General features: G+C 69.2%; 25 protein-coding genes and 1 pseudogene. 11 read left to right on the forward strand and 15 right to left on the reverse strand.

Annotated features, from left to right (window positions below; genetic code table 11):
• Positions 1 to 41: 41 nt before the first annotated feature.
• On the forward strand, positions 42 to 593 hold the full coding sequence (locus tag GPX89_RS42580) for a YaeQ family protein (RefSeq protein ID WP_157393478.1): 552 nt from the start codon (positions 42 to 44) through the stop codon (positions 591 to 593).
• Positions 594 to 597: 4 nt separating this feature from the next.
• Here the strand turns inward: GPX89_RS42580 and GPX89_RS42585 are convergent, their stop codons facing one another.
• From GPX89_RS42585 to GPX89_RS42600, 4 genes are all read right to left on the reverse strand, one after another.
• The gene (locus GPX89_RS42585; protein ID WP_157393479.1) at positions 598 to 1095 is read right to left on the reverse strand and encodes a winged helix-turn-helix transcriptional regulator; all 498 of its coding nucleotides are present in this window, start codon (positions 1093 to 1095) and stop codon (positions 598 to 600) included.
• Entirely contained in the window at positions 1092 to 3341 is a 2250-nt protein-coding gene (locus tag GPX89_RS42590; protein WP_157393480.1) for a molybdopterin-dependent oxidoreductase, read from the reverse strand. Before GPX89_RS42590 ends, GPX89_RS42585 begins: the two co-directional genes overlap by 4 nt.
• Before the next feature lie 40 nt (positions 3342 to 3381).
• Positions 3382 to 4026, reverse strand: coding sequence for a pentapeptide repeat-containing protein (locus GPX89_RS42595; RefSeq protein WP_157393481.1), 645 nt, complete (start codon positions 4024 to 4026; stop codon positions 3382 to 3384).
• Between the two features lie 336 nt (positions 4027 to 4362).
• A complete protein-coding gene (locus GPX89_RS42600) occupies positions 4363 to 4842 on the reverse strand; it encodes a MarR family winged helix-turn-helix transcriptional regulator (protein WP_157393482.1) in 480 nt (159 codons plus the stop codon).
• 84 nt (positions 4843 to 4926) lie between these two features.
• Here GPX89_RS42600 and GPX89_RS42605 point away from each other — a divergent pair.
• Together GPX89_RS42605 and GPX89_RS42610 are read left to right on the forward strand one after the other, a co-directional pair.
• Positions 4927 to 6579 (forward strand): annotated as a pseudogene (locus GPX89_RS42605) (ABC transporter ATP-binding protein); the annotation flags it as partial.
• Between the two features lie 49 nt (positions 6580 to 6628).
• Positions 6629 to 7189, forward strand: coding sequence for an SDR family NAD(P)-dependent oxidoreductase (locus GPX89_RS42610; protein WP_235949379.1), 561 nt, complete (start codon positions 6629 to 6631; stop codon positions 7187 to 7189).
• Positions 7190 to 7230: 41 nt separating this feature from the next.
• Here the strand turns inward: GPX89_RS42610 and GPX89_RS42615 are convergent, their stop codons facing one another.
• A complete protein-coding gene (locus GPX89_RS42615) occupies positions 7231 to 7419 on the reverse strand; it encodes a hypothetical protein (protein WP_157393483.1) in 189 nt (62 codons plus the stop codon).
• A 73-nt stretch (positions 7420 to 7492) separates the two neighbouring features.
• A complete protein-coding gene (locus GPX89_RS42620) occupies positions 7493 to 7831 on the reverse strand; it encodes a hypothetical protein (protein WP_157393484.1) in 339 nt (112 codons plus the stop codon).
• A 291-nt stretch (positions 7832 to 8122) separates the two neighbouring features.
• Here GPX89_RS42620 and GPX89_RS42625 point away from each other — a divergent pair, with 291 nt between their 5' ends.
• Positions 8123 to 8905, forward strand: a complete 783-nt coding sequence (locus GPX89_RS42625) for a VOC family protein (protein WP_157393485.1) — start codon at positions 8123 to 8125, stop codon at positions 8903 to 8905.
• Between the two features lie 57 nt (positions 8906 to 8962).
• On the opposite strand, the gene GPX89_RS42630 is transcribed toward GPX89_RS42625, so the two are convergent.
• A complete protein-coding gene (locus GPX89_RS42630) occupies positions 8963 to 10102 on the reverse strand; it encodes a lipase family protein (RefSeq protein ID WP_157393486.1) in 1140 nt (379 codons plus the stop codon).
• Positions 10103 to 10222: 120 nt separating this feature from the next.
• Between GPX89_RS42630 and GPX89_RS42635 the strand changes: the two genes are divergently transcribed.
• Positions 10223 to 10855: a TetR family transcriptional regulator gene (locus GPX89_RS42635; protein WP_157393487.1), complete on the forward strand. Its 633-nt coding sequence runs from the start codon at positions 10223 to 10225 to the stop codon at positions 10853 to 10855.
• A 128-nt stretch (positions 10856 to 10983) separates the two neighbouring features.
• Here the strand turns inward: GPX89_RS42635 and GPX89_RS42640 are convergent, their stop codons facing one another.
• Positions 10984 to 12138 (reverse strand): erythromycin esterase family protein, encoded by a 1155-nt coding sequence (locus GPX89_RS42640; protein WP_157393488.1) that lies wholly within the window; start codon positions 12136 to 12138, stop codon positions 10984 to 10986.
• 93 nt (positions 12139 to 12231) lie between these two features.
• Between GPX89_RS42640 and GPX89_RS42645 the strand changes: the two genes are divergently transcribed.
• Positions 12232 to 12939: a TioE family transcriptional regulator gene (locus tag GPX89_RS42645; protein ID WP_157393489.1), complete on the forward strand. Its 708-nt coding sequence runs from the start codon at positions 12232 to 12234 to the stop codon at positions 12937 to 12939.
• Here GPX89_RS42645 and car read toward each other — a convergent pair.
• Positions 12936 to 16412 carry a carboxylic acid reductase gene (gene car / locus GPX89_RS42650; protein WP_157393543.1) on the reverse strand — a complete coding sequence of 1159 codons (3477 nt, stop codon included), beginning with the start codon at positions 16410 to 16412 and terminating at the stop codon, positions 12936 to 12938. The two genes, GPX89_RS42645 and car, sit on opposite strands and share 4 nt — an antisense overlap.
• Before the next feature lie 224 nt (positions 16413 to 16636).
• Positions 16637 to 17338, reverse strand: coding sequence for an alpha/beta hydrolase (locus tag GPX89_RS42655; protein ID WP_157393490.1), 702 nt, complete (start codon positions 17336 to 17338; stop codon positions 16637 to 16639).
• Positions 17339 to 17421: 83 nt separating this feature from the next.
• On the opposite strand from GPX89_RS42655, the gene GPX89_RS42660 reads away from it, so the two are divergent.
• Positions 17422 to 18318, forward strand: a complete 897-nt coding sequence (locus GPX89_RS42660) for an AraC family transcriptional regulator (protein ID WP_157393491.1) — start codon at positions 17422 to 17424, stop codon at positions 18316 to 18318.
• Here the strand turns inward: GPX89_RS42660 and GPX89_RS42665 are convergent.
• The 3 genes from GPX89_RS42665 to GPX89_RS42675 are packed head-to-tail and all read right to left on the reverse strand — an operon-like array spanning position 18315 to position 20477.
• Positions 18315 to 18524 (reverse strand): alpha/beta hydrolase family protein, encoded by a 210-nt coding sequence (locus GPX89_RS42665; protein WP_157393492.1) that lies wholly within the window; start codon positions 18522 to 18524, stop codon positions 18315 to 18317. The genes GPX89_RS42660 and GPX89_RS42665 overlap by 4 nt on opposite strands.
• Positions 18525 to 18580: 56 nt before the next feature.
• On the reverse strand, positions 18581 to 18919 hold the full coding sequence (locus GPX89_RS42670) for an alpha/beta hydrolase family protein (protein WP_157393493.1): 339 nt from the start codon (positions 18917 to 18919) through the stop codon (positions 18581 to 18583).
• 10 nt (positions 18920 to 18929) lie between these two features.
• On the reverse strand, positions 18930 to 20477 hold the full coding sequence (locus GPX89_RS42675) for an MFS transporter (RefSeq protein WP_157393494.1): 1548 nt from the start codon (positions 20475 to 20477) through the stop codon (positions 18930 to 18932).
• A gap of 266 nt (positions 20478 to 20743) precedes the next feature.
• Between GPX89_RS42675 and GPX89_RS42680 the strand changes: the two genes are divergently transcribed.
• Together GPX89_RS42680 and trpS are read left to right on the forward strand one after the other, a co-directional pair.
• Positions 20744 to 22045 (forward strand): MFS transporter, encoded by a 1302-nt coding sequence (locus GPX89_RS42680; protein ID WP_157393495.1) that lies wholly within the window; start codon positions 20744 to 20746, stop codon positions 22043 to 22045.
• A 183-nt stretch (positions 22046 to 22228) separates the two neighbouring features.
• Entirely contained in the window at positions 22229 to 23281 is a 1053-nt protein-coding gene (trpS, locus tag GPX89_RS42685; RefSeq protein WP_456237948.1) for a tryptophan--tRNA ligase, read from the forward strand.
• A 21-nt stretch (positions 23282 to 23302) separates the two neighbouring features.
• Here the strand turns inward: trpS and GPX89_RS42690 are convergent, their stop codons facing one another.
• Positions 23303 to 23737, reverse strand: coding sequence for a MarR family winged helix-turn-helix transcriptional regulator (locus GPX89_RS42690; protein WP_198347854.1), 435 nt, complete (start codon positions 23735 to 23737; stop codon positions 23303 to 23305).
• 85 nt (positions 23738 to 23822) lie between these two features.
• Here GPX89_RS42690 and GPX89_RS42695 point away from each other — a divergent pair, with 85 nt between their 5' ends.
• Complete coding sequence (locus GPX89_RS42695; RefSeq protein WP_157393498.1) at positions 23823 to 24740, forward strand: alpha/beta hydrolase; 918 nt, start codon at positions 23823 to 23825, stop codon at positions 24738 to 24740.
• A 20-nt stretch (positions 24741 to 24760) separates the two neighbouring features.
• Here the strand turns inward: GPX89_RS42695 and GPX89_RS42700 are convergent, their stop codons facing one another.
• Positions 24761 to 25357 (reverse strand): TetR/AcrR family transcriptional regulator, encoded by a 597-nt coding sequence (locus GPX89_RS42700; RefSeq protein ID WP_157393499.1) that lies wholly within the window; start codon positions 25355 to 25357, stop codon positions 24761 to 24763.
• A gap of 82 nt (positions 25358 to 25439) precedes the next feature.
• Between GPX89_RS42700 and GPX89_RS42705 the strand changes: the two genes are divergently transcribed.
• On the forward strand, positions 25440 to 26372 hold the full coding sequence (locus GPX89_RS42705; protein ID WP_157393500.1) for an NADP-dependent oxidoreductase: 933 nt from the start codon (positions 25440 to 25442) through the stop codon (positions 26370 to 26372).
• The last annotated feature ends 48 nt before the right edge of the window (positions 26373 to 26420 follow it).

Raw genomic sequence — 26420 nt, forward strand, 5'->3', positions numbered from 1 at the left:
CCTGCCAGTGTGCCCTACTCCCCCGATAAGCTCTGGTCCTTATGGCCCTGAACTCGACCATCCACACCGTCACCGTCCATCTGGCGGATGTGGACCGCAGCGTCTACGAGGAACTCGAGCTCCGGGTCGCGCGCCATCCCTCCGAGAGCGCCGAATACATGCTCACCCGCCTGCTGGCCTACTGCCTGGAGTACGAGGAGGGCATCACCTTCAGCGACGGCGGCGTCTCCTCCACCGACGAACCCCCGGTCCTCGTTCGCGACCTCACCGGTCGACTCACGACCTGGATCGATGTGGGCGCCCCCGACGCCGACCGAATCCACCGCGCCAGCAAACTCGCCGACCGCGTCGCCATCTACACCCACCGCGATCCCGCAAAGGTCCTCGCCGCTCTCCCCGCGAAACGCATCCACCGTGCGGAGGACATCCCGGTCTACTCCTTCGACCGCACCTTCATCGACTCCGCCGCCGGTCTGTTCGACCGCCGCAATGTCCTCACGGTCTCCGTCACCGACCGGCATCTGTTCCTGGATCTCAACGGGACCTCGTTGTCCGTGGCCGTCGAAGAGCACCGGCTCGACGGGCAGAGTTGAGCTCTCAGTCGTCGAAACGGCCTGTCGCCAGGGCGGATTCGCGGAGACGGGGCGGGAAGCCGGGGCCCAGGCGGGCCGAGATGTCCTCGTGGCGGAGGGGTTCTCGGCAGTGGGAGCAGACGACTTCGGCGTGGGTGTCGTGGTCGCAGGTGGTGTGGTGGAGGGTTATCGGCTCGCCGGATTCGGGGGCCAAGTAGCGGTCACCCCAGGCCATCATGGCCGCGATGACCGGGAAGAAGTCTCGGCCCTGGTCGGTGAGTAGGTATTCGTGGCGAACCGGGCGGTCCTGGTAGGGGTGTTTGATCAGGAGGCCCGCTTCCACCAGGCGGGTGAGGCGTTGGGTGAGGATGTTGCGGCTCAGGCCCAGGGTGGATTCGAAATCGTCGAAACGCTTTGCGCCGTAGAAAGCTTCGCGCAGGATCAACGGCGTCCACCAGTCGCCCAGCAGGTCTACGGTGCGGGCGACGGTGCACGGCCAGTTCGCGAAACTCGTTCGTTTCATGCGGTCACGGTATCCAGGCGGGCGGGGACGTACTTGTGCCAGGGGGTTCCGACCCATTCGTCGCGGGCGTCGAAGGAGGTCAGTTCGTTGGGGGCGGTGCCGGTGGTGACGGGGGTGCCGTCCGGGTCGGCGACGGCGAGCCCGAAGCCGTTCGGGAGCGACAGGTGGCCGGGGCGCATGCGGTCGGTGGGTTCGACGGGGACCTGGGCGGTGCCGCGTCGGGTGGTGACGCGGACCAGATCGCCCGCGGTCACGCCGAGGCGGTCCGCGTCGGTGGTACTGATGCGCAGGGTGCCCGCCGCATCGCGCTTGCGCCACGCCGGATCCCGGAAGATGGTGTTGGCGGTGAAAGCGCGGCGTTCGCCCGCGGACAGGATGAACGGGAACTCCCCGGTGTCCTCGGGCGCGTCGGGGAGGGTGGCGACCACGTCCAGGAGCTCGGGGATCTCCAGGCGGAGTACGTTGCCGCGCACGCGGTTCCAGGTCTCGGCGTAGTCGTCCTCGGAGATGACGACGCCGTGCTTGCCGTTGAGTATCGCCTCGAACAGCCGCTCACCGGCCTCCAAACCCGTTCCGTACCCGGCGCGTTCGACGCTGGCCGGGAACTTGCGCACCATGTTGTAGGCCGCCGCCCACAGCAGCGCCGCCGACGCCGCACCCTCGGGCAGGGTCTCGCCCAGCGTGCGGTACAGCAGGACGGGAGCCAACTTCGAACGGGCCGGATCACCGAGGACACCCAGGAACGCCATGGCGAACGCCTCGCGGCCCTGCGCGAGCGCGGCCCGCAACGGCGCGTAGTCGGCCTCGCCGACCACGCCCGCGGCCTCCGCCAGCCGGGCGTGGATCTCCGGCTCGGGCAGCACGCCTTCCGGCGCGGGCAGCACCGGGTGGCGCAGGTGGAAGATGTTGCGCGGGAAGTCGAAATTGAAGAATGTGGCCTCGTACTTCTCGAACTGGGTGGGTGCGGGCAGCACGTAATCGGCCAGGCGGGCGGTCTCGGTCATGGCGACGTCGATGACGACCACCAACTCCAGGGACTCCAGAGCCTCGCGCATGCGGGCCGAATCGGCCAGGGAGTGCGCGGGATTCGAGCTCTCGATGAACATCGCCCGGTAGCGGTCGGGGTGGTCGGTGAGGATTTCCTCGCTGATCACATTGCACGGCACCAGGCCGCTCACGATCTGCGCGCCCGCCACCGGGCTCTTGGGGCCCTCCCCGGCCGGATGCCCGCGGTCGTGGCCGATATTGGTCAGGCCGGTGAAAGCGTATTGGGTGCCGGGCTTTCCGACATTGCCGGTGAGGATCCAGACCAGCTTCTCGACATAGCTGACCACGGTCGAATACCGGTTCATCTGGACGCCGAGGTCCTCGAGCGCGGCCACCGATTCGGCGCCGGCCAGGCGGTGGGTGGCGGCGGTGACCAGGTCCAGGTCGACATCGGCGATGGCGCAATACTTTTCGATCGGCACCGACCGCAGTACCGGAAGCACGGCGTCGAGGCCGGTGGTGTGCTCGGCCAGCCACTCGTGGTCGATCAGGTTGTCGCGCACCAGGATCGCGGCCATCGCCGACAGCAGGTACACGTCGGTGCCGGGGCGCAGCTGCAGATGGAAGTCGGCGAGTTCGGCGGTCTCGGTGCGGACCGGGTCGAGCACGATCATCGAGCGCGCCGGGTCCTTGGCGATCTCCTTCAGGACCGTGCGGGCGCGCGGAAAGCCGTGCGACTGGTACGGATTCTTGCCGATGAAGAACGCCACCTCGGCGTGCTCCACATCGGCGCGCATGGGGTGGCCCGCCATGCGCGCGCCGACCCAGAAGTCACCGGTCTTCTCCTGCGCCAGCGCGCTCGACCGGTACTTGATGCCGTAGGCGGCCATGGTCGCCGGGGCGTACGCGCCACCCAGGTGATTGCCCTGCCCGCCGCCGCCGTAGTAGAAGATCGATTCACCGCCGAAGTGATGCTTGACCTCCAGCAGCCGGGCCGACACCTCGGAAATCGCGGTGTCCCAATCGATTTCCTCGAAGCCGCCATCCGGGCGCCGCCGCAGCGGCGAGGTCAGCCGGCCGGTGCGGCCGTTCTGGTACCGGTCCAGCTGCAGCGCCTTGTTGCAGGTGTAGCCCTCGGAGGCCGGGTGCAGCTTGTCGCCGCGGATCTTCTCGAAGGACCGGCCGTCCGGCCCGAGCAGCACCTGGATGCCGCAATTGCACTCACACAGGATGCACGCCGTGGGCTGCCACTCCGTCATGTGAGGAGCGTAACCCCAGTCAGTTCACTAGCGCTACCCACTAGAGGTCTTCGACCACGATTCCGAACGCGGCGGCGAAGACGGGGGCCAGTTCCAGCAGCTGCAGATTGGTGATGGTCGCCCCGGTGAGCGACTCGACGCCGCCCGCGATCCCGATCGAACGGGCCTGGCGCAGATCCACATTCTTCAATTTGGCATTGCGCAGGTTCAGCCCGCTGATCTCCGAGCCCGGGAAGGTCACGCCGGTCAGCTTGGCGTCCATGATGTCGACATCGCGCAGCACGCAATCCACGAACGAGACGTCGATGAGCGTGGCGCCGCGCAGGTTCACCGAATCGAACTTGCAGTTGTGGAAGCTCACCCGCCGCAGCGTCGACCCGAACGCCTCCACCCCCGACAGCGCCGCGAGCACGAATTCCGCATCCATCCAATTGGTTTCGGACAGATCGGTGCGAATCCACCGCGTGCTCCGCAACCAGACATCGGTGAACCGCGAATAGCGGAACATGCCACCGGTCACCGTGCTGGCGGTGACGGCACACTCGCTGAACGTCACACCCCGCACCTGCGGGTCCTCGAGCGACAGACCGTCGAAGTGGGCACAGTCGTAGGCGCCCTCCTCCCCCAGCGAGTCGCGCACTTCCAGGAAACGTGCGAACGGCAGGTCGGCCAGCTCTCGTGACATGAAGATCCTCACCTCGTCGGGACACCGTGCGACCGCCGAACGCCCCGGCGGCCCACCCGACGCTAGCCCCGCGCCCCGACAGGCCCGCCGCCAGTGCGCCCTCACCCAGCCCAGCCCCGACTCACTTCGAAGGCCCGGCCGATCCACGCGAGCCGACACCGACAACCCGCCCGACGAGCACCGGCGGCGAGCATGCGGCGGCCCATCCGGCGGGCGGCGACGAATTGCGACACCGCTCCCAGGAATGGCCACCATGCCTCGAACCCGGCGCAGCCCGACCGGCCGCGCTCTCCATCCGGCGAGGCGACTCGGATCGCAGGAGGAGCCAGATCTCGGTCAGTGCTTGTCAGCCGGTGCGGGAATGTCGGCTGCCAGCGTCGCCAGGAGGTCGCGGAGGGTGTGGCGCTGCGCAGGCGAGAGGGCGGCGAAGATCTCCTCCGCGGCGTCGCGGCGCGCCTCGGACATGCGGGCCAGCGCGGCGCGACCGGCGGCGGTCGGGGTCACCAGGGTCGCCCGGCGGTTGGCCGGATCCGGTTCGCGGGTAACCAGATCCGCCGCGACCAAGGCGTCGACCACCGTCGTGGCCGATCGCGGCACGATCCCGAGATGGTCCGCCAGGACGGACATGCGCAGGGGTTGGTCGCCGTGTTCGTCGGCGCGTCCGACGATGCGCAGGGCGCGGGACTGGGCCGGGGTGAGGCCGAGGGGCGAGAGGCGAGCGGCCTGGGTGCGGCGCAGGCGCTTGGTGGTGCGGAAGAAGAGTTCGATGAGGTCGTCGTCCGCGGCGGCGGGCTCGGCTCCGGGGCTGGTCGACATGATTCAGAGCATAACTCATTGTCCTCGGAACAATTATGAGTCAGACTCAGTTACAGCGCGTGACTCCGTTGGAAAGGAGGCGCTATGGCTTCACAACCTGGACTTCGCCGGATCGTCCGGCTCTTTCATCCCTATCGTGGGCGGTTGGCCCTGGTCGCGGCACTTGTTGGACTCGCCTCGCTGGCCGGGTTGGCCTCCCCGTTCCTGCTGCGCGGGATCATCGATGACGCGTTGCCGCACGGGCGCACCGGGCTGCTGACCGTGCTGGCCGTCGGCATGATCGCCGTCGCCGCGCTGAACAGTGTGTTCGGCGTGCTGCAGACCTATATCTCGACCGCGGTCGGCCAGGACGTCATGCACGATCTGCGGTCGGCGGTGTACGCGCGGCTGCAGTCGATGCCGCTGTCGTTCTTCACCACCACCCGCACCGGCGAGGTGCAGTCGCGCATCGCCAATGACATCGGCGGCATGCAGTCCACGGTCACCTCGACCATCACCTCGCTGGTCTCCAACTTCACCTCCGTGGTCGCGGCGGTCATCGCCATGGCCGCGCTGGACTGGCGGCTCACGCTGGTCTCGCTGGTCATGCTGCCGCTGTTCGTGTGGATCAGCCGCAAGGTCGGCTCCGAGCGCCGGCGCATCACCGCCGAGAAGCAGCGCAAGCTGGCGGGCATGTCGGCGATCGTGGAGGAATCGCTGTCGGTGAGCGGAATCCTGTTGGCGCGCACCATGGGTCGCTCACCGGCGCTGGTGGACGACTTCACGCGGGAGTCGCGGGGCCTGGTGGATCTGGAGATCCGTTCCAGCATGGCCGGGCGGTGGCGGCAGTCGACCATCTCGATCGTCATGGCGGCCATGCCCGCGGTCATCTACTGGGCGGCGGGCATGACGGTGGCCAACGGGCATCCGCTGGTCTCCATCGGCACCCTGGTCGCGTTCACCACCTTGCAGAGCGGCCTGCTGCGGCCGACCGTCATGCTGCTGTCCACCGGCGTGGACATCCAGAGCTCGCTGGCCCTGTTCGGGCGGATCTTCGAATACCTGGATCTGCGACCGGATATCGAGGAACCCGAGCGGCCCACTCCCCTGCCCGCGCGGGTCACCGGGGCGGTTCGCTTCGAGAAGGTCGGGTTCGCCTACGACGCGGACCGGGAAGTGCTGAGCGATATCGATATCGAGGTGCCCGCCGGGACCAGCCTGGCGATCGTCGGCGAAACCGGTTCGGGCAAGACGACACTCGGCTATCTGGTGGCGCGGCTCTACGACGTGACGTCCGGCCGGGTGACCGTCGACGACGTCGACGTACGGGATCTGAGTTTCGCGGATCTGTCCGCGGCCGTGGGCGTCGTGTCGCAGGAGACCTACCTGTTCCACTCCTCGGTGGCAGACAACCTGCGCTTCGCCAAACCCGATGCGACCCTGGAGGAATTGCACGCGGCCGCCCGCGCCGCGCAGATCCACGAGCACATCATGAGCCTGCCCGACGGCTACGACACCCTCGTCGGCGAGCGCGGCTACCGCTTCTCCGGCGGCGAGAAGCAGCGCCTGGCGGTAGCGCGCGCCATCCTGCGCAACCCACCGATCATGGTGCTCGACGAGGCGACCAGCGCCCTGGACACCAGAACCGAACGCGAGGTGCAGGCGGCCATCGACACCCTGTCGGCCGACCGCACCACCATCACGATCGCCCACCGGCTGTCCACGATCCGCGACGCGGACCAGATCGTGGTGCGCGACCGCGCTGGCGGTGCAGGCGTCGGTCGACGATCCGGCGGCGGTGGCAGCGATGGTCGACCGGGTCACCGGCGAACTCGGCCCGATCAGCATTCTGGTCCACAATGGCGGCATCGCCAGCCGGGGCCGCGCGGTCTCCGACACCGATTCCGCGGAGGTCGAACGCCTGCTGCGCATTCAGGCCATCGGCCCGCACCACCTGACCAGCCTCGTCCTGCCGGAAATGCGCAAGTGCCCGCGCGGCGACATCATCATGATCAGCAGCGTCGCCGCCCACGCCCTGGGCGCGAACGGCGCCCCCTACAACATGGCCAAGGCCGCCCTCGAAGCCCTCGCCCACACCCTCGCGAAAGAGGAGTCCCCCAACGGCATTCACGTCAACATCGTCGCCCCCGGCCTGGTCTCCTCCGACATGGGCGACCGCCTCACCGCCGCCCTCAGCGGCGGCGCCGTGCGGCAGGCCACCGACCTCGACGACACCTCCCCCTTCGGCCACGTCTGCCGCCCCGAGGAGGTAGCCGACGTCGTCACCTTCCTCGTCTCCCCCGCCGCCGGCTACCTCACCGGCCAGCGCATCGTCGTCGACGGCGGCGCCTACCCCCACCGCGCCTGATCAGAACATTCCGCTGGACTGGGCGGTGACGTTGACCTCGATCAGGTGGGGGCCGGGGGTGAGGAAGGCTCGGTGATCGGGACGCGGTTCCACCAGCCGATCATCGAGGGTGCGTCCCACACGAGTTGGGCTCCGGCGGGCCGGGTTTCGGATAGGACGTCCCAGAGCTGGTGCTCGGTGAAGTGGGACGTGGCGGGTGCGGGATCCGGGGTGGGGCGCGGCTGCGGCATGGGGCAGGTCGAGATCGACACGGCCTCGGCGAGCTGCCACAGCGCGGCGGCCGGGTCACCGTGTCACAGGCCGTCAGTCGCTCGCGGACCTGGGCCACCGTCGAGCCGAGCGCCCCACGGAAACAGCGGTGATCGGTGGGAACGGCATGCGGGAGTATTCGCCGCTGCCCAGATACACTTCCGTGCGCAGCTTTTCGGCGAGTGCGATGGCGGCCTCCCAGCCGCCGTATTCGTCGACGTCGGGTCCCAGCACCAGAACCGGATTCGCCGCGTTTTCCGATATTTGGGCGACCCGATCGATATCGGCCTGCGGCACTTGCGGATTGCCGGAAATCCGGCGGGTGGCCGCGTAAGCGCCGGTGTCGGAATCGGATTCGCGCCGCCAATCGTCGAGCGGAATCGATACGCACACCGGCCCGGGACGAAGCGGAAGTCGTCGGGCATACGGTCGAGAAACGGCAGTTCGTTCGATCCGGGATTCGCGACGATGGTGGTCGCTCCGAAAGCCCGCAATACCTCGTATGCCGCCCGCCGCACCGTGGACAATTCGACTCCCTCGCGCACCGATTGGACATCGATCGACGGAAATCAACAGCGAATTCGAACGGACTTTCGCCACAGTGCCGGGTGAATATTCCACATCAGTTCATGACCGGTCGGAATTCCGAGTCCGGATTGCCGGAAAGCGTGGTTAGCTGAGCCCATGCCCACCACCGACAAAGCTTGGCCACAAGGAACTCCGTGCTGGGTCGACTGTTCGGTCGACGATCCCGCCGCCGCGCGGGACTTCTACTCCCAGCTGCTGGGCTGGGACGTCCTCGACAGTCCGCCCGAAGCGGGCGGATACCTGATGGCCATGCTGAACGGCCGCCCGGCCGCGGGCATCGGCCCCAAGATGGGCGATGTGGCCATGCCGTCGGTGTGGACCACCTACTTCGCCGCCGACAGTGCCGACGCGGTCGCGGGCTCGGTGCAGGCGGCGGGCGGCACGGTGTTCATGCCGCCGTTCGACGTCATGGACGTCGGCCGGATGTTCATCGCCGCCGACCCCGCGGGCGCGGTCTTCGGCGTGTGGGAAGCCAAGGCGCACACCGGAGCCGGGATCTTCAACGAGCCCGGCGCGTACTGCTGGAACGACCTGCACACCGGCTCGTACGTGCCGTCCCAGGACTTCTACGCTCAGGTCTTCGGCTGGAAGTTCGACGAGATCGGCAACGAGCAGATGTCGTACTCGACCTTCGCCGGAGCCGACGGCCGCCCCATGGGCGGCGTGGGCGACTCGACCGGTCAGCCGGGCGCGGACGCGAACTACTGGCTGACCTGGTTCCAGGTCGCGGGCACCGACGCCGCCGCGGCGAAGGCCAAGCAGCTCGGCGCGAGCATTCTCGGCGAGCCCGCCGACAGCCCGTTCGGCCGGATGGCCATCGTCGCCGGACCGCAGGGCGAGGTGTTCGGCCTGATCGACACCACCGTCACCATCGGCTGAGACCACAGCCGTGACCCGGGCCGAGTGGCATCGCGCCACTCGGCCTTTCGATTCGGATCAGGCGAATAGTCGGGCCACGAACGGCACGCTGTCGGCCAGCGAGGCCAGCATGGCGCCGCTGTGATCCTTGCCCGGGTACACGTGCACCTCGGGATGCGTTCCGGCGGCGGCCATATCGGCCACCAGCTTGGCGGTCAGCGGGGCGGGGACGTCCGTGTCATTGGTGCCCTGGCCGATGAACAGCGGACGGTCGTAGCCGGTCAGCGGCACATCCATGACCGAGCGCGCGACGGGCACGAAGTCACCCTCGTTCAGCGGCCGGGACACCAGCTGGTCGAGCGAGACGCCGGTGGCGCGCTCGGCCATCGGGGTGAAGCAGAGGGTTTGCCCGGCGGTCACCAGATCCTTGCCGAGCGGGGTGAGGTAGCTGTCCAGATCGAAATCCGGGCGCGCGGCCTTCAGCCCGCCGAACACGTAGGTGGCGTAGGCGGTGATGTGCGAGGAACCGATGGGCGGGGTGTCCGGGCCGATGAGGGTGGCGGCGTCGACGACATTGGAGGCCGGGCCGGTTGCCACCGCGCCGCGGTAATCCAGTTCGGGCGCATAGCGAGTCGCGAGCGAGGCGGTGAAAACCGTTGCGCCGCCGCCCTGCGACTGGCCGATGGCCACCCACTTGTTTGCGAGGGAATCATCCACCGCGTGGGCGGCACGGACCATGTCGATGGCGGCGTGCGCCTCGGCGCGGCCGTCGAGGTAGGCGTGCACGCCGGGCGTGCCCAGACCGATGTAATCGGTGGCGACGATGGCGTAGCCCTGCTTCATCCAGGTGGCGAGGAAGCCCATGTCACGGTCGGCACGGCCCGCGACCGAGGGCGCGCAGTCGTCGCCGAGGCCGACGGTGCCGTGTTCCCAGGACAGCACCGGCCAGCCGCCGGGCGGCGGGGTACCCGCCGGGGTGAAGACAACGCCGGTGGACAGTGCGGGCTGATCGAGGGAGTCGCGGGTCCAGTAGGTGAGCTTGCGCGCCGAACCCGTGCCCTCGATCCAGAGATTCTGCGCCAGGGCGTCATTGCCGACGACGGTGCCCGGGGCCGCGCCCTCGGCCGTGGCGGGTGGGTCGGCCAGGGCGGTGGCGGCCAGCGGGCCGGTGGCCAGCAGTGCCGCCGAGACCAGGGAGATCACGGTGCGTCGGGTCATCGGAGAGTCCTCTCGTACTCATCTCGCGTTGGTGTCACAGTGAGACACTTCGGCCAGACTATCCTGTGAAGTGTCACATTGAGACATCAGGGTCTCGGGACACGCCTACGAGAGGGTGGAATGACGGCACCGACCGGGTTGCGGGAACGGGAAAAGGCCAGGGTGCGGCGCGAATTGATCGACGCCGCGCTGCTGCTCTTCGAACGCCGCGGCTTCGAGCAGACCACGGTCCAGGAGATCGCCGATGCCGCCCACGTGTCGCGGCGCACCTTCCACCGCCACTTCCCCTCCAAGACGGCCGTGGTCTTCAGCCACGAGGAAGACGTCATGGCCCACCTGCTGGCCGCCCTGGACCTGCGCCCGCCCACCGAGGCCGTCTTCGTCGCCCTGCGCGCCGCCCTGCGCGACTTCCTGCTCGACGACTCCCAACTCGACCTGCGCCGCCGCCAGGCCGACACCGCCCGCCGCGCCCGCCTGGTCCTGATCACCAATCCCCAACTGCGCCAGGAGAACTTCACCGGCTCCTTCGGCCGCCGCGACGCCCTGGCCCGCAGCTTCGCCCACCGGGCCGGGCTGCCCGAGGACGACCTGCGCGCCAAACTCGCCGCCACCACCTGCTTCTCGGCCTTCGGCGTCGGCCTCGACCACTGGGTGGCGCAGCCCGACCCCTCGGTCCGCACCCTCTACGAGATCCTGGACCGCACCGTCGCCGCCCTGCAACACGGACTGGAGATCCCAGCGGCGGCCGACTAGACGGGCCGGACGTAACCTCGTCATTCCGCGCTTCGGCCGGAATGCACTGCGGCACGCAGGTTCCCGGCCAGGAGAATGCCGGGATGACCATGCGATATCACCCCCGACGACGAAGGACAGCGCCGGATTCAGCAGTCAGCAGGCTGGGGCATTGCCGCGCCGTCGCTGATGTGCAGGACCGCATCGGCGCGGTCGAGGATGTCGGCGGTCAGCGGGAAGTGGCCGTGCGGCATGGCGTCCGCGCGGGGACGGGCGGCCATTATCTCCGTGGTCGATGTCAGGCCCCAGGTGGAGATACGGGCATCCAGCAGTCCTTCGTAGGTGTCGGGCTCAGGCGCGGCCAGGCCGAAAGACGCGTTGCGGCCGAGGCTTCCGGGGATGAAGGTGTAGTCGAGGACCTGTAGCGAGTCGACGATCGCGGCGGCGCTGAACCAGGTGTGGTCCTGGTCGGGCATCGGCATGGTGGTCAGGACCGGTTGCAGGTGGAGGTTGTGGGCGAAGGCCAGGGTGGGTCCGCGGCGGGCTTCGAGGCGGCGGATGGCCAGGAGGTTCCGGGCCATGAGGGTGTCGCGGGTGGCGGCCAGCGGTGTGAGGCGTTCGTGCTGCGGGAGGGGGGCCGCGCATTGGTCGTGGTAGCGGAGCAGGGCCAGGGCGGCGGTGAGATGCGTTTCGGCCCTGGACCATTCGGCGGCGGAGGTGGCGGCGATCAGGTCGGGGGCGCGGTAGTAGAGCGTGAAGTGCATGTCCTCGCCGAGGGTGCGCAGCCGTTTCGCCTCGGGTGTGCGGCCCGGGGACGCGGCGGGATCCATGACCGATTCCATGCGGCTCCAGCGGTGATCGTCACCGGCGAGGGCCGCTATGTCGTGATCGAGTTTCAGGTAGTCGCGGGCGTATTCGAGGTAGGGGCGGGGGCTGGGCGCGCTGAAGTTCTCCATCGGGGCGTCGAAACCGTGGAAGGTCACGCGGTCCTGCGGCGGGCGGGTGCGGTTGTGGTCGCGAATCCAGGCGACCAGTTCCTGATTGACCGGTCGTTCGCCCCATTCGTGTGAGAAGCCCGCGCGTGCGACCTCGTCCAGGGTTCCGGGTCCGCCCTGGACGTAGTCGTTCACGGTGAGGGCGGCCACGCGATCGGTCTCGAGTGCGATGGATCGGAAGCCGCGCTCGATCAGTCGCGGGAGGAGTTCGTTGCGGATGCGGGCGAAGGCCGGTTCCAGATGGGTCGGCTCGCCCAGTCCGAGCAGCTCACATGAGGCGGGGACGAAGTCTCGAATGTCCTGAGTCATGTAGATGAATCGTATCGTTGAAACCCCGGTTGATACTTCGAATGGCATATCGCCAGCTGGTGGTCTATCGATTGCCGGTAAAGTCTCAATACGATGAGCACCCTGCGCCCTTCGGACCTGGCCCGTGCGCACGGCCTGTCGACCCAGGCCGTGCGGAACTACGAGCAGGACGGATTCCTGCCGCCCGCCGAGCGCACGGCGAGCGGCTACCGGATCTACACCGAGCGGCACGCGGCGGCCCTCGAGGCGTTTCTCGCGCTGGCGCGGGCCTACGGTCATGCCAGTGGGGGCCGCGTCATGACCGCGATCCACGAGGACGACCTCGACACCGCGCTGCTGATCATCGACCGCGGGCATCAGCAATCACTGCGGGACCGCGACACCCTCGACACCGTCCGCAGAGCGGTGCGCCACCTGACCTCCGACACGGAGGCGGACCCGGCACCGGAAACCGGCGCCTGGTCCATCGGCGAACTGGCACACCGCCTGCACGTCACCGCGGCCACGCTGCGCAAGTGGGAGCGCGCCGGAATCCTGCTCCCGGCAAGGGAATCCGCCACCGGATACCGCCGCTACGGCGCACCCGACATCCGCGATGCCGAACTCGCCCACCTGCTGCGCCGCGGCGGCTACCCGCTGGACCACATCGCCACCGTGATCCAGCAGGTGCGTGCCGCCGGCGGCACCGACTCCCTGGCCCGGGCCCTCGAGGACTGGCGGGCCCGGCTGACCGCGCAGAGCCTCGCCATGCTCGACGCGGCCGGTCGCCTCGGCCACTACCTCCGGCTGCGCGAGGGTTAGAGCAGCCCGCGCAGCGTCAGGTCCGCCACGTACTTGTCGATGAGTTCCTTGGTCAGGTGCGGGATGTCGCCGTTCGGGCCGATCTCGGCCTGCTGCACCGCGGTCTGGAACCGCTTGGCGGGCAGCACCGAGCCGGGAATGGGCATCCCCGGGTGGCGGTAGGCGTGCAGCAGCGGCTGCACCGAGGCCGCGCGCTGCTGTTCGGGCAGGGTGCGCAGGGCAGTTTCGAAGCGGCCGAACCAGTCCCGGTAGTCGTCGATGCGGTCGACGGCATGGCCGGATTCGATGAGCCAGTCCACGAATTCGTCGAGGGAGATGCCGTCGTCGTGCGGATTGAGGACGTCGTAGGTCTCGAAACCCTCGCTCACCCGGCTGCCCAGGGTGGTGATGGCGGCGGCGGTGAAGTCGGCGGGCAGGCCGTCGTAGTGCGCGCGCTGCCGATTGCCCTGGGAGTCCAAGGCGTAGAACGACTTCGGGGCCAGACCGGTGGCGAGCACGCTGAGCAGCAGCCGGGTGAACATGTCCGGCAGGTTGAGCTGACCGGCGAATTCGCTGTGCGCCAGGATCATGTCCGACCGGAACACCGCCACGGGCAGCCCGCACAGGTCGTGCGCCTCGCGCAGCAGGACCTCACCGGCCCACTTGCTGTTGCCGTAGCCGTTGGCGTACCCGTCGTCGAGGGCACGCACCGCGCTGATCTCGCGGATGTCGCCGTCCTCGGTGAAGACGGCCGGATCGATCTGCGCGGCGACCGCGACCGTGGACAGGTAGGTGACCGGCTTGAGCGTGGTGGTCAGCGCCAGCCGGATCACCTCGGCCGTGCCGACGACATTGGGGCCGAACAGCTGTCCGTAGGGCAGCACGTGGTTGACCAGGGCGGCCGGGTGCACGATGAGGTCGACGGTGTCGGCGAGCTCCTGCCAATCCGAGTGGCTCAGGCCGAAATTCGGTTCACCGATATCGCCGGGCAGCACCCGCAGGCGGCGTTCGGCCAGGTCCCGGTAGCGCCGCACCAGCTCCGGATCGCCGCTGTCGAACACCTCGTCCAGTCGCCGCCGGGCCGCCGCCGCGTCCTGGCCGCGAATGACGCAGACGAGCGTGCCGTCCGTATCCTCCAGGCGCTGCAGCCATTCCAGGCACAGGAAGCGGCCGAGATAACCGTTGGCGCCGGTCAGCAGCACGGTGCGCGGCGGCTGCGGCGCGTGCGGGAGCGTGGGCGCGGCTGCCAGTGTCGCCGCGTCGATGAACTTGTCCAGGGTCAGGTCGGCGGCCCGAATCTCGCTGCCGCCGTGGACAGTTGCCGCCGTCGGCCGCGAACCGCCCGAGGCGCGTTCGGCTTCGATGTGCGCGGCCAACTCCGCCAGTCCGTTGGCCGGGCTGACGATGACGCCCACCGGCACCTCGACCCCGAAGATCTCGCCGAGCAGCGTCGAGAACGACAGCGCCGACAGCGAATCCCCACCCAGATCGGTGAAGCGCGAATCGGGCTGGGGCTCCTCGCCGCCGAGCACCGCGCGGGCGGCCCGGCGCACCGTCTCGAGCACCGGCAGGTCCGCGGCCTCGCGCCGCAGCGCGGCCAGCTCGTCGAGCTGCTGCTGCGCCTGCTCGGTGTAGAGCTGCTCGAGCCGCTCGCCGTAGCGTTCCTTCAGCTTGGGCCGCAACAGTTTTCCGATGCCCGACAGCAGGCCGTTGTCCTGCGTGAACGGCTCGTGTTCGACGAGGAAGGCACGCGGGATCTCATAGGATTCGAGTTCGGCCTCCTTGGCGATCTCCTGCATGGATTCGGTGATGGCCGTGGTCATCTCGGCGGGCTCGAGCGCGAGCGCGGCCTCGGTGGGGACGACCACGGCGAGCAGGTGCGAGCGCTCGCTGGACCCGTACACGAAGATCTGCGCGATGAGCGGGCTGGTGGCGTAGACGGCCTCGAGTTTGGCCACGGTCACGAACTCGCCCTGCGACAGCTTGAGCACATTGTTGCGCCGGTCCACGTAGACCAGGTAGTCGGGCCGGACCTCGGCGACCACGTCTCCGGTGCGGTAGAAGCCGTCCTCGTCGAAGATCTCCGCGGTCACCTCGGGCCGCTTGAAGTATCCGGGGATCTGCTGCATCGACTTCACCAGCAGCTCACCGCGCGGATACGGCTTGTCGGTGGAGAAATAGCCCAGCTCGGGCACATCGGCGAGCTTGTAGTCGAGGACCGGTGGGCGGCGGATCTCGTTGTCGATGAGGATGCCGCCGCCGGCCTCGGTGGAGCCGTAGCCGTCGATGACCGGCTGGCCCATGACCGAGCCCATGAACTCGCGCATCTCGGCGGAGATGGGGGCGCTGCCGACCATCAGACGGACCAGCCGACCGCCCAGGAAGTCCTCCCGCAGTTCGGTCTTCACCGCGACATCGGCGTCCTCGGCGGACTCGCCGGCGGCGACGCGGCGCTGCAGCTCGCCCTGGTAGCGCTGGAACACCATGTCGCACACGCGGGGCACGAAGAACGCCTCGGTGGGGCGGGCCAGGGCGATGTCGTCGAACAGGGTCGACATATCGCTGGCGGCGGCGAAGTAGGCGGTGCCGCCGCGCGCGAAGGTGCCGGTCAGGACCATCCGACCGGCGACATGGCTCAGCGGCATGTAGCAGAGGTTCATGACGGGGGCCGGAATGAAGGTGGGGCCCAGCCACATTCCGGTCACCAGGCGGTGCGGGTACATCGCGCCCTTGGGTGTTCCGGTGCTGCCCGAGGTGTAGATGAGCACGGCGAGTTCGTCCTCGTCGGCCGGGACGTACAGCGGGGCCTCCGGCAGCGTGGCGCCTCGATCGACCACGGCGGCAAGGGATTCCAGCGTGAGGTCCGCCCCCGATTCCGCGATGCGGCGCTGCGCGGCGGCGAAGGTCTCGGCCTGCCGGTCGTCGGCGGGTTCGAAATCGAAGACCACGAGGGAGGTCACGGGGGTGCCGCTCAGCACGCATTCGACCGCGGGTTCGAGCAGTTCCAGGCTGACCGCCAGCGCCCGGGAGCCGGTCTCGGTGATGATCGAATGCCATTGCGCCGCACTCGCACTCGACTGCAAGGGGACGGTCACCAGGCCCTGCCGGATGGCGGCGAGCTCGAGGACGGTGAAATCACCGCTGGCGAAGCCGAGGATGCTCAGGAAGTCACCCGCGCGCAGCGGATTCCGCTCGTCGTGCTGCCAGCTCGCGGCGATCGCCCCGGCGCGCGACCACAGTTCGCCGTAGCTGAGGGTCCGGTAGGCGGGCAGCAGCCGACGGATGTGCCGACCGTCCGCGTCGACCACGATCTCGCTGGCGCGTTCCCCGACGGCCGGGCGTTCGGCATAGCCCTCCATGAGCGTCGCCACCACCCGGGCCAGCCCCAGCCCGGACTGCTGGGCGGCCTCGGCCACCTCGGGCAGCGGCATCGCCGCGCGTATCTGCTCGTCGGCGAAGAGCTTCTCGAACGCCTTCGCTACCTGCTCCCGCATCAGCTCGGACGCGATCTGCTTCTCGAGCTCTGCCCGCGTGGTGTCCTCGACCATCAACAGCCTCCCTGGTTCCTCGCCACGATGACCGTCGAAAGCCGTTCGGGCGACAGGATTTCTCCCCATCAATTAGCGATGCTAACTATTCCACGATGCGCGGGCGGGTGTGGAAAGTCAAGAACCCCGGCGCACCCCTGTCCAGGATGCGCCGAGGGTCCGGGAGCGCGCTAGTTGTAGCCCAGATCGGTCACCGCGGCATCGATCAGATCGGCGATCGCACCGGGCTGCGAGGCCAGCGACGCATGGCTCGCGGGCAGTTCCACGGTCCGGCGCGGGGCGATCCGCTCGGCCATGCGGCGCTCGGCGTCCGGATTGATCATCCGGTCCTCGGTGGAGACCTGGTACCACGACGGCTTGGACCGCCACGCCGGAACGGTGACCGTGTCACCGAAGGTCGAGCCGACCGGGGCCTTCTGGGTGACCGCCATGACCAGGCCCTCGTCCTCGGTGAGGTCCTGGCAGAAGCTGTCGTGGAATTTCCCCTGGTCGATCCACAGGTAGCCGTCGGAATCCGGGGCCACCGCATCGCTCGCGGCGGGCGGCGGACCCTGCTGGCTGAGCTGGGCCAGGCTCTCCCCGGCGTCGGGCGCGAAGGCCGCGACATAGACCAGGCCCTCGACATTGGGCAGGTCACCGGCCTCGGTGATGACCGCGCCGCCGTAGGAATGCCCCACCAGCAGCACCGGTCCCGCGATCTGGCGCACCATCTTCCGGGTCCGCTCGGCGTCGTCGGCCAGCGAGGTGAGCGGGTTCTCCACCGCGTGCAGCGACTCGTAGCCGCGCCGGCGCAGTTCGACGATCAGTTTCGCCCAGTGGGCCGCGCCGCCCCAAAATCCGTGCACCAGAACGATCGCTGGCTTGTCGGCCATGGCGTGTCTCCTCTTGTCGTGCCGATCCTTGTGCGCTTCCCGGGTTGCGAGAACTACGCTATTCGGATGCTGGAGCAAAGACCATGACGCGATCGCCGCAAAACTTTGCCGATTCACCGGGCTTGGCGGAGATGGCCGCGGACGCCGAGCTGGACGCGCTCTCGGAGATCCTCGAGACCGTGCGGCTGCGCGGACGCGCCGTCACCCGCCACGACGCCGAACCGGGTGCGCCGGTGCGGGTTCCGGGCGGTCGACGGGTGCTGCACATCGTCGAGCACGGCAGCGTCGCGCTGCGGGTCGAGGGCGAATCCACCGACGTCGCAGTCCATTCCGGCGACATGGTGGTGCTGGCGCGCGGCGACGCCCACACCCTCGAGGCCGTCGACGGCCCGGCCCGCTGGGTGACCGGGTCGTTCCTGGTCGACGAACCCCAGGCCGCGCCACTGCTTTCCGTGCTCGCCCCGGCCATCACCATCACCGGGACCGGTCCCGGGCGCGAATGGCTGCCGTTGAGCCTGGAGCTGCTGCTGGTCGAGGTCACCGATCCGCGCCCGGGCGCGGCCGCCATGATCTCGCGCATCCTGGACCTGCTGTTCATCCACGCGCTGCGGGCCTGGTCCACCGACAGCGCCGCGCCCGGCTGGCTGACCGCGGCGCTGGATCCCGCCCTCGCCCCGGTCCTGACCGCCATTCACCGCTCCCCCGCCGCCCCCTGGTCGGTGTCGGATCTGGCCGCGCTGGCCTCGATGTCGCGCACCACCTTCACCGACCGTTTCACCCGGCGCCTGGGCCAGCCGCCCGCCGCCTACCTGGCCGACCGGCGGCTGGCCCGGGCCGCGACCCTGTTGCGCACCACGCCGATTCCCGTCGCGAGCGTGGCGCATCAGGTCGGCTACGACTCCGAGGCCGCGTTCAGCCGGGCCTTCCGCCGCCGCTACGACGTCCCGCCGCTGCGCTACCGCAAGGGCGACGGCGGCTAGCGCAGGTGCCGGTCGAGCCAGCGGACGGCGTGCGCGGCGGCCGTGCTCACGTACGGGTCCTGGTCGTAGAGCTCGATGTGATTGCGGGTGTCGAGCCAGATCAGTTCCTTGTCGCCGGAGGCGGCATCGTAGACCTGCTGTGCGTACTCGGGCAGCAGCGCGGAATCGGTGGTGCCGTGGATGATCTGGAGCGGAGTGGGAGCCACCAGCGGTGCGTGGACGACGGAGTTGTAGAGGAAGTACGGCTCGAGGGAATCCGCGGTCAGGGTGTAGGACCAGGATTGCGCGGGTCGAAGGTGAGCACCGTGTAGCCCGCGTCGCTCAGCCGCTGCGCGTAATGCGGCAGCGTCTGCTCCTTCACGCTGCTGATCGGCCCGCACATGACCACGCCGGGCGTGCGCGCGTCGGCGGCGACACCCGGCGGCCGATACAGGTGCCCGGCCAGAGTCGCTGTGCCGCCGGCGAATTTCACGGTGTCGCGCCGGGCGGGGTCGGCGTGCAGCAGATTCGCCGGATCGGCGGGCAGGTAGTAGCGGCTCGGGTCGCTCGCCTCGCCCATCGCGACGGTGGTGGGCCGGATACGAATCGAGTTGCGGGCCATGGGAATCTCCTCAGACCAAGGCGTCGTCGACGGCGGTGGGCTCCGAGGCGGGGCGGTCGGAGCGCAACAGCACCCCGCAGCCCAGCGCGGCCAGCACCATGACGACCGCGCCGACCACGGCCATGGTGTTCATGCCCGAGGTGAAGGCGGCCCGCGCCGCGGCGAGCACGGCCGCACCGGCCTCGCCCGGCAGGGAGGCGCTGACACCGACTGCGCCACCGAGGGTTTCATGGACAGTATGCGCCGCCGCGGCGGGCAGATCGGCGGGAACGACCCGGTCGACCCGGTTTTCGTAGACGGCCGCGCCGATACTGCCGAGCACCGCGATGCCCAGCGCGCCACCGAATTCGCCGCCGGTCTCGAGCACCGCGGACGCCGCGCCCGCGCGTTCGGCGGAGACCGCGCCGATGGCCAGATCGGTGACCAGGGTCATCACCATCACCAGGCCCGCGCCCAGCAGCCCGGCAGCGATCAACACCAGCGCCGGCGAATGCACGCCCGCCAGCGCCATGACCACGAAACCCGAAGCCGCGAGCAGGAATCCGGCGGCGATCACCGGGCCCGGACCCACCTTCGGCGCGAACACCGCCGCCAGCGGGGCCGCGCCGCCCACCAGCACGGCCGGGGCCAGACTCCACAGCGCCGAGACGAACGGGCTCAGGCCGAGCACCGACTGCAGGTACTGGGTCACGAAGACCGCATTGCCGACCAGCGCGAACATGCCGAGCAGCTGCGCGGACACCGACACCGTGTAGACGCGCTTGCCGAACAGTGCGGCGTCCAGCATCGACTCGGGCACCCGGCGCTGGCGGATCGCGAACACCACGCCGATCGCGAGCCCGGCCAGCAGGATCACCAGGCGCGTCACCGTGAATCCGTTGGCCGCCCACTCCTTCAACCCGTAGATGACCGGCATGACCGCCGCCAGCGACAGCGCCGCGCTGAGCCAGTCGAACCGTTCCGCCCGCGCCCCACGGTATTCCGGCAGCATGGCCGGGGCCAGGCCGAGCAGCAGCACCATGGCCGGGATGTTGATCAGGAACACCGAACCCCACCAGAAGTACTGCAGCAGTGCGCCACTGAGCACCGGGCCGATGGCCACCCCGCTGCTCATCACACCCGCCCAGACCGCCATGGCCTTGGTGCGGTCGGCGTCGTGGACGAAGATATTGCGGATCAGCGCCAGCGTGGACGGCATGAGCGTCGCCCCGGCGATGCCCAGTACCGCCCGAGCGGCGATGAGCGCCTCGGCATTCGGCGCGTAGGCCGCCGCGAAGGAGGCCACGCTGAAGCCGACCGCGCCGATCAGCAGCAGCCGTCGCCGGCCGATGCGGTCGCCCAGCGCGCCCATGGTCAGCAGCAGTCCGGCCAGCACGAAACCGTAGATGTCGAAGATCCACAGCTGCTGTGTCGCACTGGGATCGAGGTCGCGCACGATGAAGGGCACCGCGAAATACAGCACCGAGACGTCCATGGAAACCAGCAGCAGCGGCAGGATGAGGACCGCGAGCGCGGCCCATTCCTTGCGGCCCGCGCGAGGGTTGGCGTCGCTGTTCATTGATCGACTTTCGTTCTCGGAAGGGCGGAAACCCTGACTCCGGGGGACTTCCTCCGAAATCCCGTGTACGGGCGGCAGAGTGACCGCCGCGGCTGGCAGGGCCCTGGTACCGGACTGCCAGCGACCTGCCAGCGTCGGCGGGCACCATGGTCGGTCGAACGCGCTCCGATCGGGAAAGTGGTTCCGCATCGTGGAGACACCGAGCGCGGCATGGCCGGATAGGTCAGACTCGAACCGCACACATCCCACGAATCGCCCGAGGAACCATGCCCAACCTCTCCGACGACGCCCTGACCGAATCCCCTGCGCGCTACCGGTTGTCGAACACCTCGGCGTTCTGGCTGCTCGCCGTCGCGCTGGCGCTGCTGCTGTTCGCGTCCTCGGCTCCGTCGCCGATGTATCCGGTGTATCAGCAGATGTGGCACTACTCGGCCCTGGTGTCGACCGGGGTGTACGCCGCCAATGCCATCGCGCTGCTGGTCACGCTGCTGTTCGCCGGGTCGCTGTCCGATCACATCGGGCGGCGGCCGGTGCTGATCACGGCTGTGCTGGTGGAGTTGGCGGGCACGCTGGCCTTCGCCGAGGCGCGGTCGGTGGCTTGGCTTTTCACCGCCCGCATCGTGCAGGGCATCGCCACCGGCCTGGCCACGGGGGCGATCACCGCGACGCTGATCGACCTCCAGCCCGCCGAATCCCGGCTCGGGGCGCTGATGACGAATGTCGCCTCCGCGGGCGGACTCGCCATCGGCGCGATCAGCTCCGGGCTGCTGGTGGCCTACGCGCCCGCGCCGACGCGGCTGGTGTACTGGCTGCTGGCGGCCGCGTTCACCATCATCGTCCTGGGCGTGCTGCTGATTCCGGAGACGGTGCGGCCCGACGGGCGGGGCATGGCCTCGCTCAAGCCCAGAGTGTCTGTGCCGCAACCGGTTCTGACCGCCTTCCTGACCATGGTGCCGTCCATCGTGGCCACCTGGGCGCTGGGCGGGCTCTATCTCGCGCTGGGCGGGGCGCTCATGCGGGTGCAGTTCCATGTGTCGACGCCGCTGGCCGGTGGGCTGGTCGTGGTCGCGCTGCAGGGCACGTCGGCGGTGACCGCGCTGCTGGCCCGCGACTGGACCATCGATCAGGCGCTGCTGCGGGGCCCGGTGCTGCTCATGACCGGCGTCTCGGTGGCACTGCTCGGAGCCGCGACGCACTCCGTGTGGCTGTTCTTCGCGGCCAGCATCCTGGCCGGGATCGGCTTCGGCCCCTCGTTCTCCGGGGCGCTGCGCATGCTCACCGGGCTGGCGCCCGCCGAGAACCGCGCGGAGGTGGTGACCGCGATCTATGTCGTGTCCTATCTCTCGCTGAGCATTCCGGCGGTGATCGCGGGACTGTGCGTGCAGCGCTTCGGACTGCCCGCGACCACCTACGGGTACGGGTTCATCGTGATCGCGCTCGAGGCCATCGCGCTGGCCGGTTCGCTGCGCCACCGCAACCCGCACACCGCGCTGGCCGGACACCTGTGCCCCGCGCCGTGCCCGGGCACGGTCGCGCCGATGCCGCGCGTGGTGTCGGCGCACCCGTGACAAATGCCCGTGTCCGAGGGCGGAGGCCGCTTGTTAAGGTAGGCAAGTGATTCACTCCCTTCAGGCATGGCGTCGGCTGCTCTAGCAGCCCGCTGAACCATGACCACGGGCTGTACGCGGCCCGTGAATCCTGAACGGACTCCGGCTCGTGCAGCCCTCTCGATGAACTTCAGGAGTTGTACGGTGACCACCCCTTCGGATTCCTTCTCCGCCACCCGCGACCGCAGCGACGAGCTCGCCGCCGAGGTGGCCGCCCACCCGGATCGCTTCCGCATCCTCACCGGCGAACGGCCCACGGGCAGACTGCATCTGGGCCACTATTTCGCGACGATCCGCGAGCGGGTCCGGCTGCAGGACCTCGGCGTCGAGCTGTTCGTGATCCTGGCCGACTACCAGGTCATCACCGACCGCGACACCCTCGGCCAGGTCCGCGACAACGTCTGCAGCGCGGTCCTCGACTATGCCGCCGCGGGCATCGACATGGACTCCGCGACCGTCTTCACCCACTCCGCGGTCCCGGCCCTCAACCAGCTCATGCTGCCGTTCCTGAGCCTGGTCACCGAGGCCGAGCTGCACCGCAATCCGACGGTCAAGGCCGAACTGCTCGCCTCCGAGCGCGCCCTGAGCGGCCTGCTGCTCACCTACCCGGTCCATCAGGCCGCCGACATCCTGTTCTGCAAGGGCAACCTGGTCCCCGTCGGCAAGGACCAGCTCCCCCACCTCGAGATCACCCGGGTCATCGCCCGCCGCTTCAACGAACGCTACGGCCACGTCTTCCCCGAACCCCAGGCCCTGCTCACCGCCACCCCGGAAATCCCCGGCCTCGACGGGCGCAAGATGTCCAAGAGCTACGGCAACGCCATCTCCCTGTCGATGACCGCCGACGAGACCGCCGCGCTGATCCGCCGCACCCCCACCGACTCCGACCGCAACATCACCTTCGACCCCGACACCCGCCCCGGCGTCTCCGCCCTCCTCACCACCGCCGCCCTCTGCCTCGGCAGCGACGAGCAGACCCTCGCCGACAAACTCGGCGACGGCGGCGGCGCGGCACTGAAGAAGCTCGCCACCGACGCGGTCAACGACTTCTTCGCCCCGCACCGGGCCCGCCGCGCCGAACTGGCCGCCGACCCGGATTTCGCCAGCGGCATTGTGCGCGAAGGCAACCGCCGCGCCAATGAGATCGCCGAACGCACCTTGGAGGAAGTCCGCGCAGCAATGGGAACCGTGTACTGACTCCCTCGGCGACCGGACCGGTCAGCCTGCGGGGAGGCCGACCCGGTCGCGCTCGAGCGTGCCACGCAACTGCGAAAAGACCTGTGCGACAACCGATAGCGAAGAGTCTGGAATGCCGTTGCCGAGCATTTCGGTCAGCTGCCGGGTGAAGGTACGTTCCGCTGCCTCGACCAGCCGCACCCCCTCACCCGTCAGCACCAGCAAAGACGACCGGCGGTCCGCCGGATTCGCCTGCCGCTCAACCCATCCCGACTTCTCCAACCGGTCGACCCCTTTGCTCATCGCCCCGACGCCCGCGGCGAACTCGTTCGCGAGATCGGCCACCCGGGCCCCGGGGTGATCACGTAGGAAGCGCAGGGCTTCGAACTGCGAGGTGACGATCCCGTGCCGCTCGCGAAGGCTCTCGTTGAGCGCGTTGTACAGCCGCGTCTCACACCGGACGAGGTCGGCGAACAAGTTCGGCAGGTTGACGGCAGCTCCCGCCGATGTATATTCCATGGCATTTAGTGTACAGGAAGATACTTCTCAGGAAGGTTGCGTTATGAGCAGGGAACAACGCGCGAAGATCGACGCACTGCTACGTCAGCCACAGCCCGCCGGAGACCGATCGGTCGAGGAGATCCGCGCGGGATTCCGCGCGCTGATGGCCCAGATGAACGTGCCGACCCAGATACGCACCCGGACCACGACGCTCGGCACCCGGCCCGCGGTACTCGTCGAACCGGCCGGGCCCCCGCGCCCCGGGACGATCCTGTACTTCCATGGCGGCGGCTGGGTCTACGGCTCCCCGCAGACAGCGATGTCGCTGACCGCGAACCTGGTGACCCGCACCGGATTCCGCGCCTTCTCACTGGACTACCGGCTGGCGCCCGAACACCCCTTCCCGGCCGCGATCGAGGACACCCTCGACGCCTACCGCGCCCTGCTCGACAGCGGCGAGGACCCCTCGGCCATCGTGTTCGCGGGCGATTCCGCCGGCGGCGGCCTGACCGTCACCACCTGCCTCGCGGCCCGCGACGCCGGTCTGCCGCTGCCCGCCGCGATCGTCGCGTTCTCCCCCGGTCTCGACGCGACCCGGACCGGTGAAAGCATCGACGCCAAAGCCGGCATCGACCCGTTGTTCACCCGCGCGAGCCTCGAGCACACCGGCGCGATGTACCTCGCCGGTCAGGACCCCCACCAGCCCCTGCTCAGCCCAGCGGTCTGTGCCGACCTCCACGGCTTCCCACCGATGCTCCTCCAGGCGGGCACCAACGAAATGATGCTCGACGATTCGACCCGCCTGGCCGCCCGCGCCCGCGCGGCCGACGTCGACGTCGTCCTCGACGTCACCGCCGACGTCCCCCACGTCTTCCAATCCTTCACCGGCATCCTCGACGAAGCCGACCGAGCCCTGGACCGCGCCGCACTGTTCCTCAGCCAGCGCCTCCGCAGCCGGGACGCCGACGCCGCACCGTGATGCCGCCTGCGGGGCCGCGATCAACTGCGGCGGCCATTGCCGTTCGTCGAGGCGTTCGGTGTGTTCGCGGTGAGGACGGCGAGTAGATCCGCGGCGCTGTCGGCGAGAAGTTGGGTGTGGTCGGCATTTTCGTCGGACATCCACCGTCGGCCGGTCTGGCGGAGGATGGCCAGGCCCGCGTCGGTGGCCAGGCGTGCGGTCCGGGGCTCGATACCGCGGCGCTCGAGGGCGGCGGTCAGGGCTTCCGAGAGGGTGGAGAGTTTGATCAGTTCGCGTTCCAGCAGGGGCGGATTGGCGGCGATGACCGCGGATCGCTCCCGCAGGAACTCGCGGGGGCGGATCACCTCGGGCGCCTTGGCGAACGCGGCCATCAGCATGGTCAGCGGGTCCGCGCCCTCGGGTGCCGCCTCGATGGCGGCGACGAAGCACTGCTCGAGCTCCTCGCCGCCGAAGAGCACCTCGCGCTTGTCGGGGAACCAGCGGTAGAAGGACCGTTCGGTGAGGCCCGCGCGCTTGGCGATCTGCGCGACCGTCGTGCGGTCGTAACCCTGTTCGGCGAACAGGTCCAGTGCCGCTCGCTCCAGGCGAGCGCGCGTATTGCCTTCCCATCGTGCCATGCCCACAGCATAGTGACAGCAGATGCTGTCGTCAGCTACCGTGAGTGATGACAGCATCTGCTGTCACTAGTCAGGAGACTTCATGCGCACCCTTCGCTTCCACGAATACGGGTCACCCCTCGACGTCGTACGGCTCGACGAAGCCGACATTCCGACGCCGGGTCCGGGCCAGATCCGCATCACCGTCCAGGCCTGCGGGCTGAACCCCGCCGACTGGGCGCTGTGCGACGGCCTGTTCGCGGGCACCCTCCCCCGCGGTATCGGACTCGAGGTGTCCGGCATCGTCGATGCCATCGGCTCCGACGTGACCGATGTCGAGGTCGGCGACCCGGTACTCGGCCCGGCCCCGTTTCGGGGCGCCACGGCCGGTGCGTCCGACCACGCGGTTCTGGACCGCTGGTTCCCGCGTCCGCCGGGCCTCGACCCGATCGCCGCCGCCGCACTGCCGATGGCGGTCGAGACGGCTCATCACGGCCTGGCCGGTCTCGGTGTCCCCGAATCAGCCGACGGCATCACGGTATTCGTCAATGGCGCGGGAACCACCGTCGGGTACGCCGCCGTGCAGATGGCGTTGCGGCGGGGCGCCCGGGTCATCGCCTCCGCGGGCAAGACCCATGCCGATGCGTTGCGCGCGTTGGGCGCTCAGGTCACCGACTACGGCGAGGGCATGGCCGAGCGGGTCCTGGAGTCGGCCGGCGGCCGTGTCGATCTCGCCCTGGATACCGCCCCGGTGAGCAACTGCCTGCCCGAGGTCGTCCGAACGGTCGGCAAACCGGCGGACGCGCTGACCGTCAGCGACTTCGCCGCGGCGCACGAACTGGGGGTGCGAACCCAGTTCAGCGAGAACGCCATCCACGACCCGGGCCGGGTACTCGGCGACCATGCCCGGCTGGCGGCCGAGGGCAGGTTCACGGTGCCGATCGCACGCACCTTCCGCTTGGAGGACTGGCGCACGGCCGCGGAACTGAGCCTGTCCGGTCGGCCCGGCGGCAAGTTGATCCTTCGGCTGGTGTGACCATCGGGCTGGGGAACACCGAGTTCGGTGCGGTGGGCCTGATCGTGC

Origin of the sequence: Nocardia terrae (assembly GCF_009760405.1) — a bacterium.
Taxonomy (GTDB): Bacteria; Actinomycetota; Actinomycetes; order Mycobacteriales; family Mycobacteriaceae; genus Nocardia; species Nocardia terrae.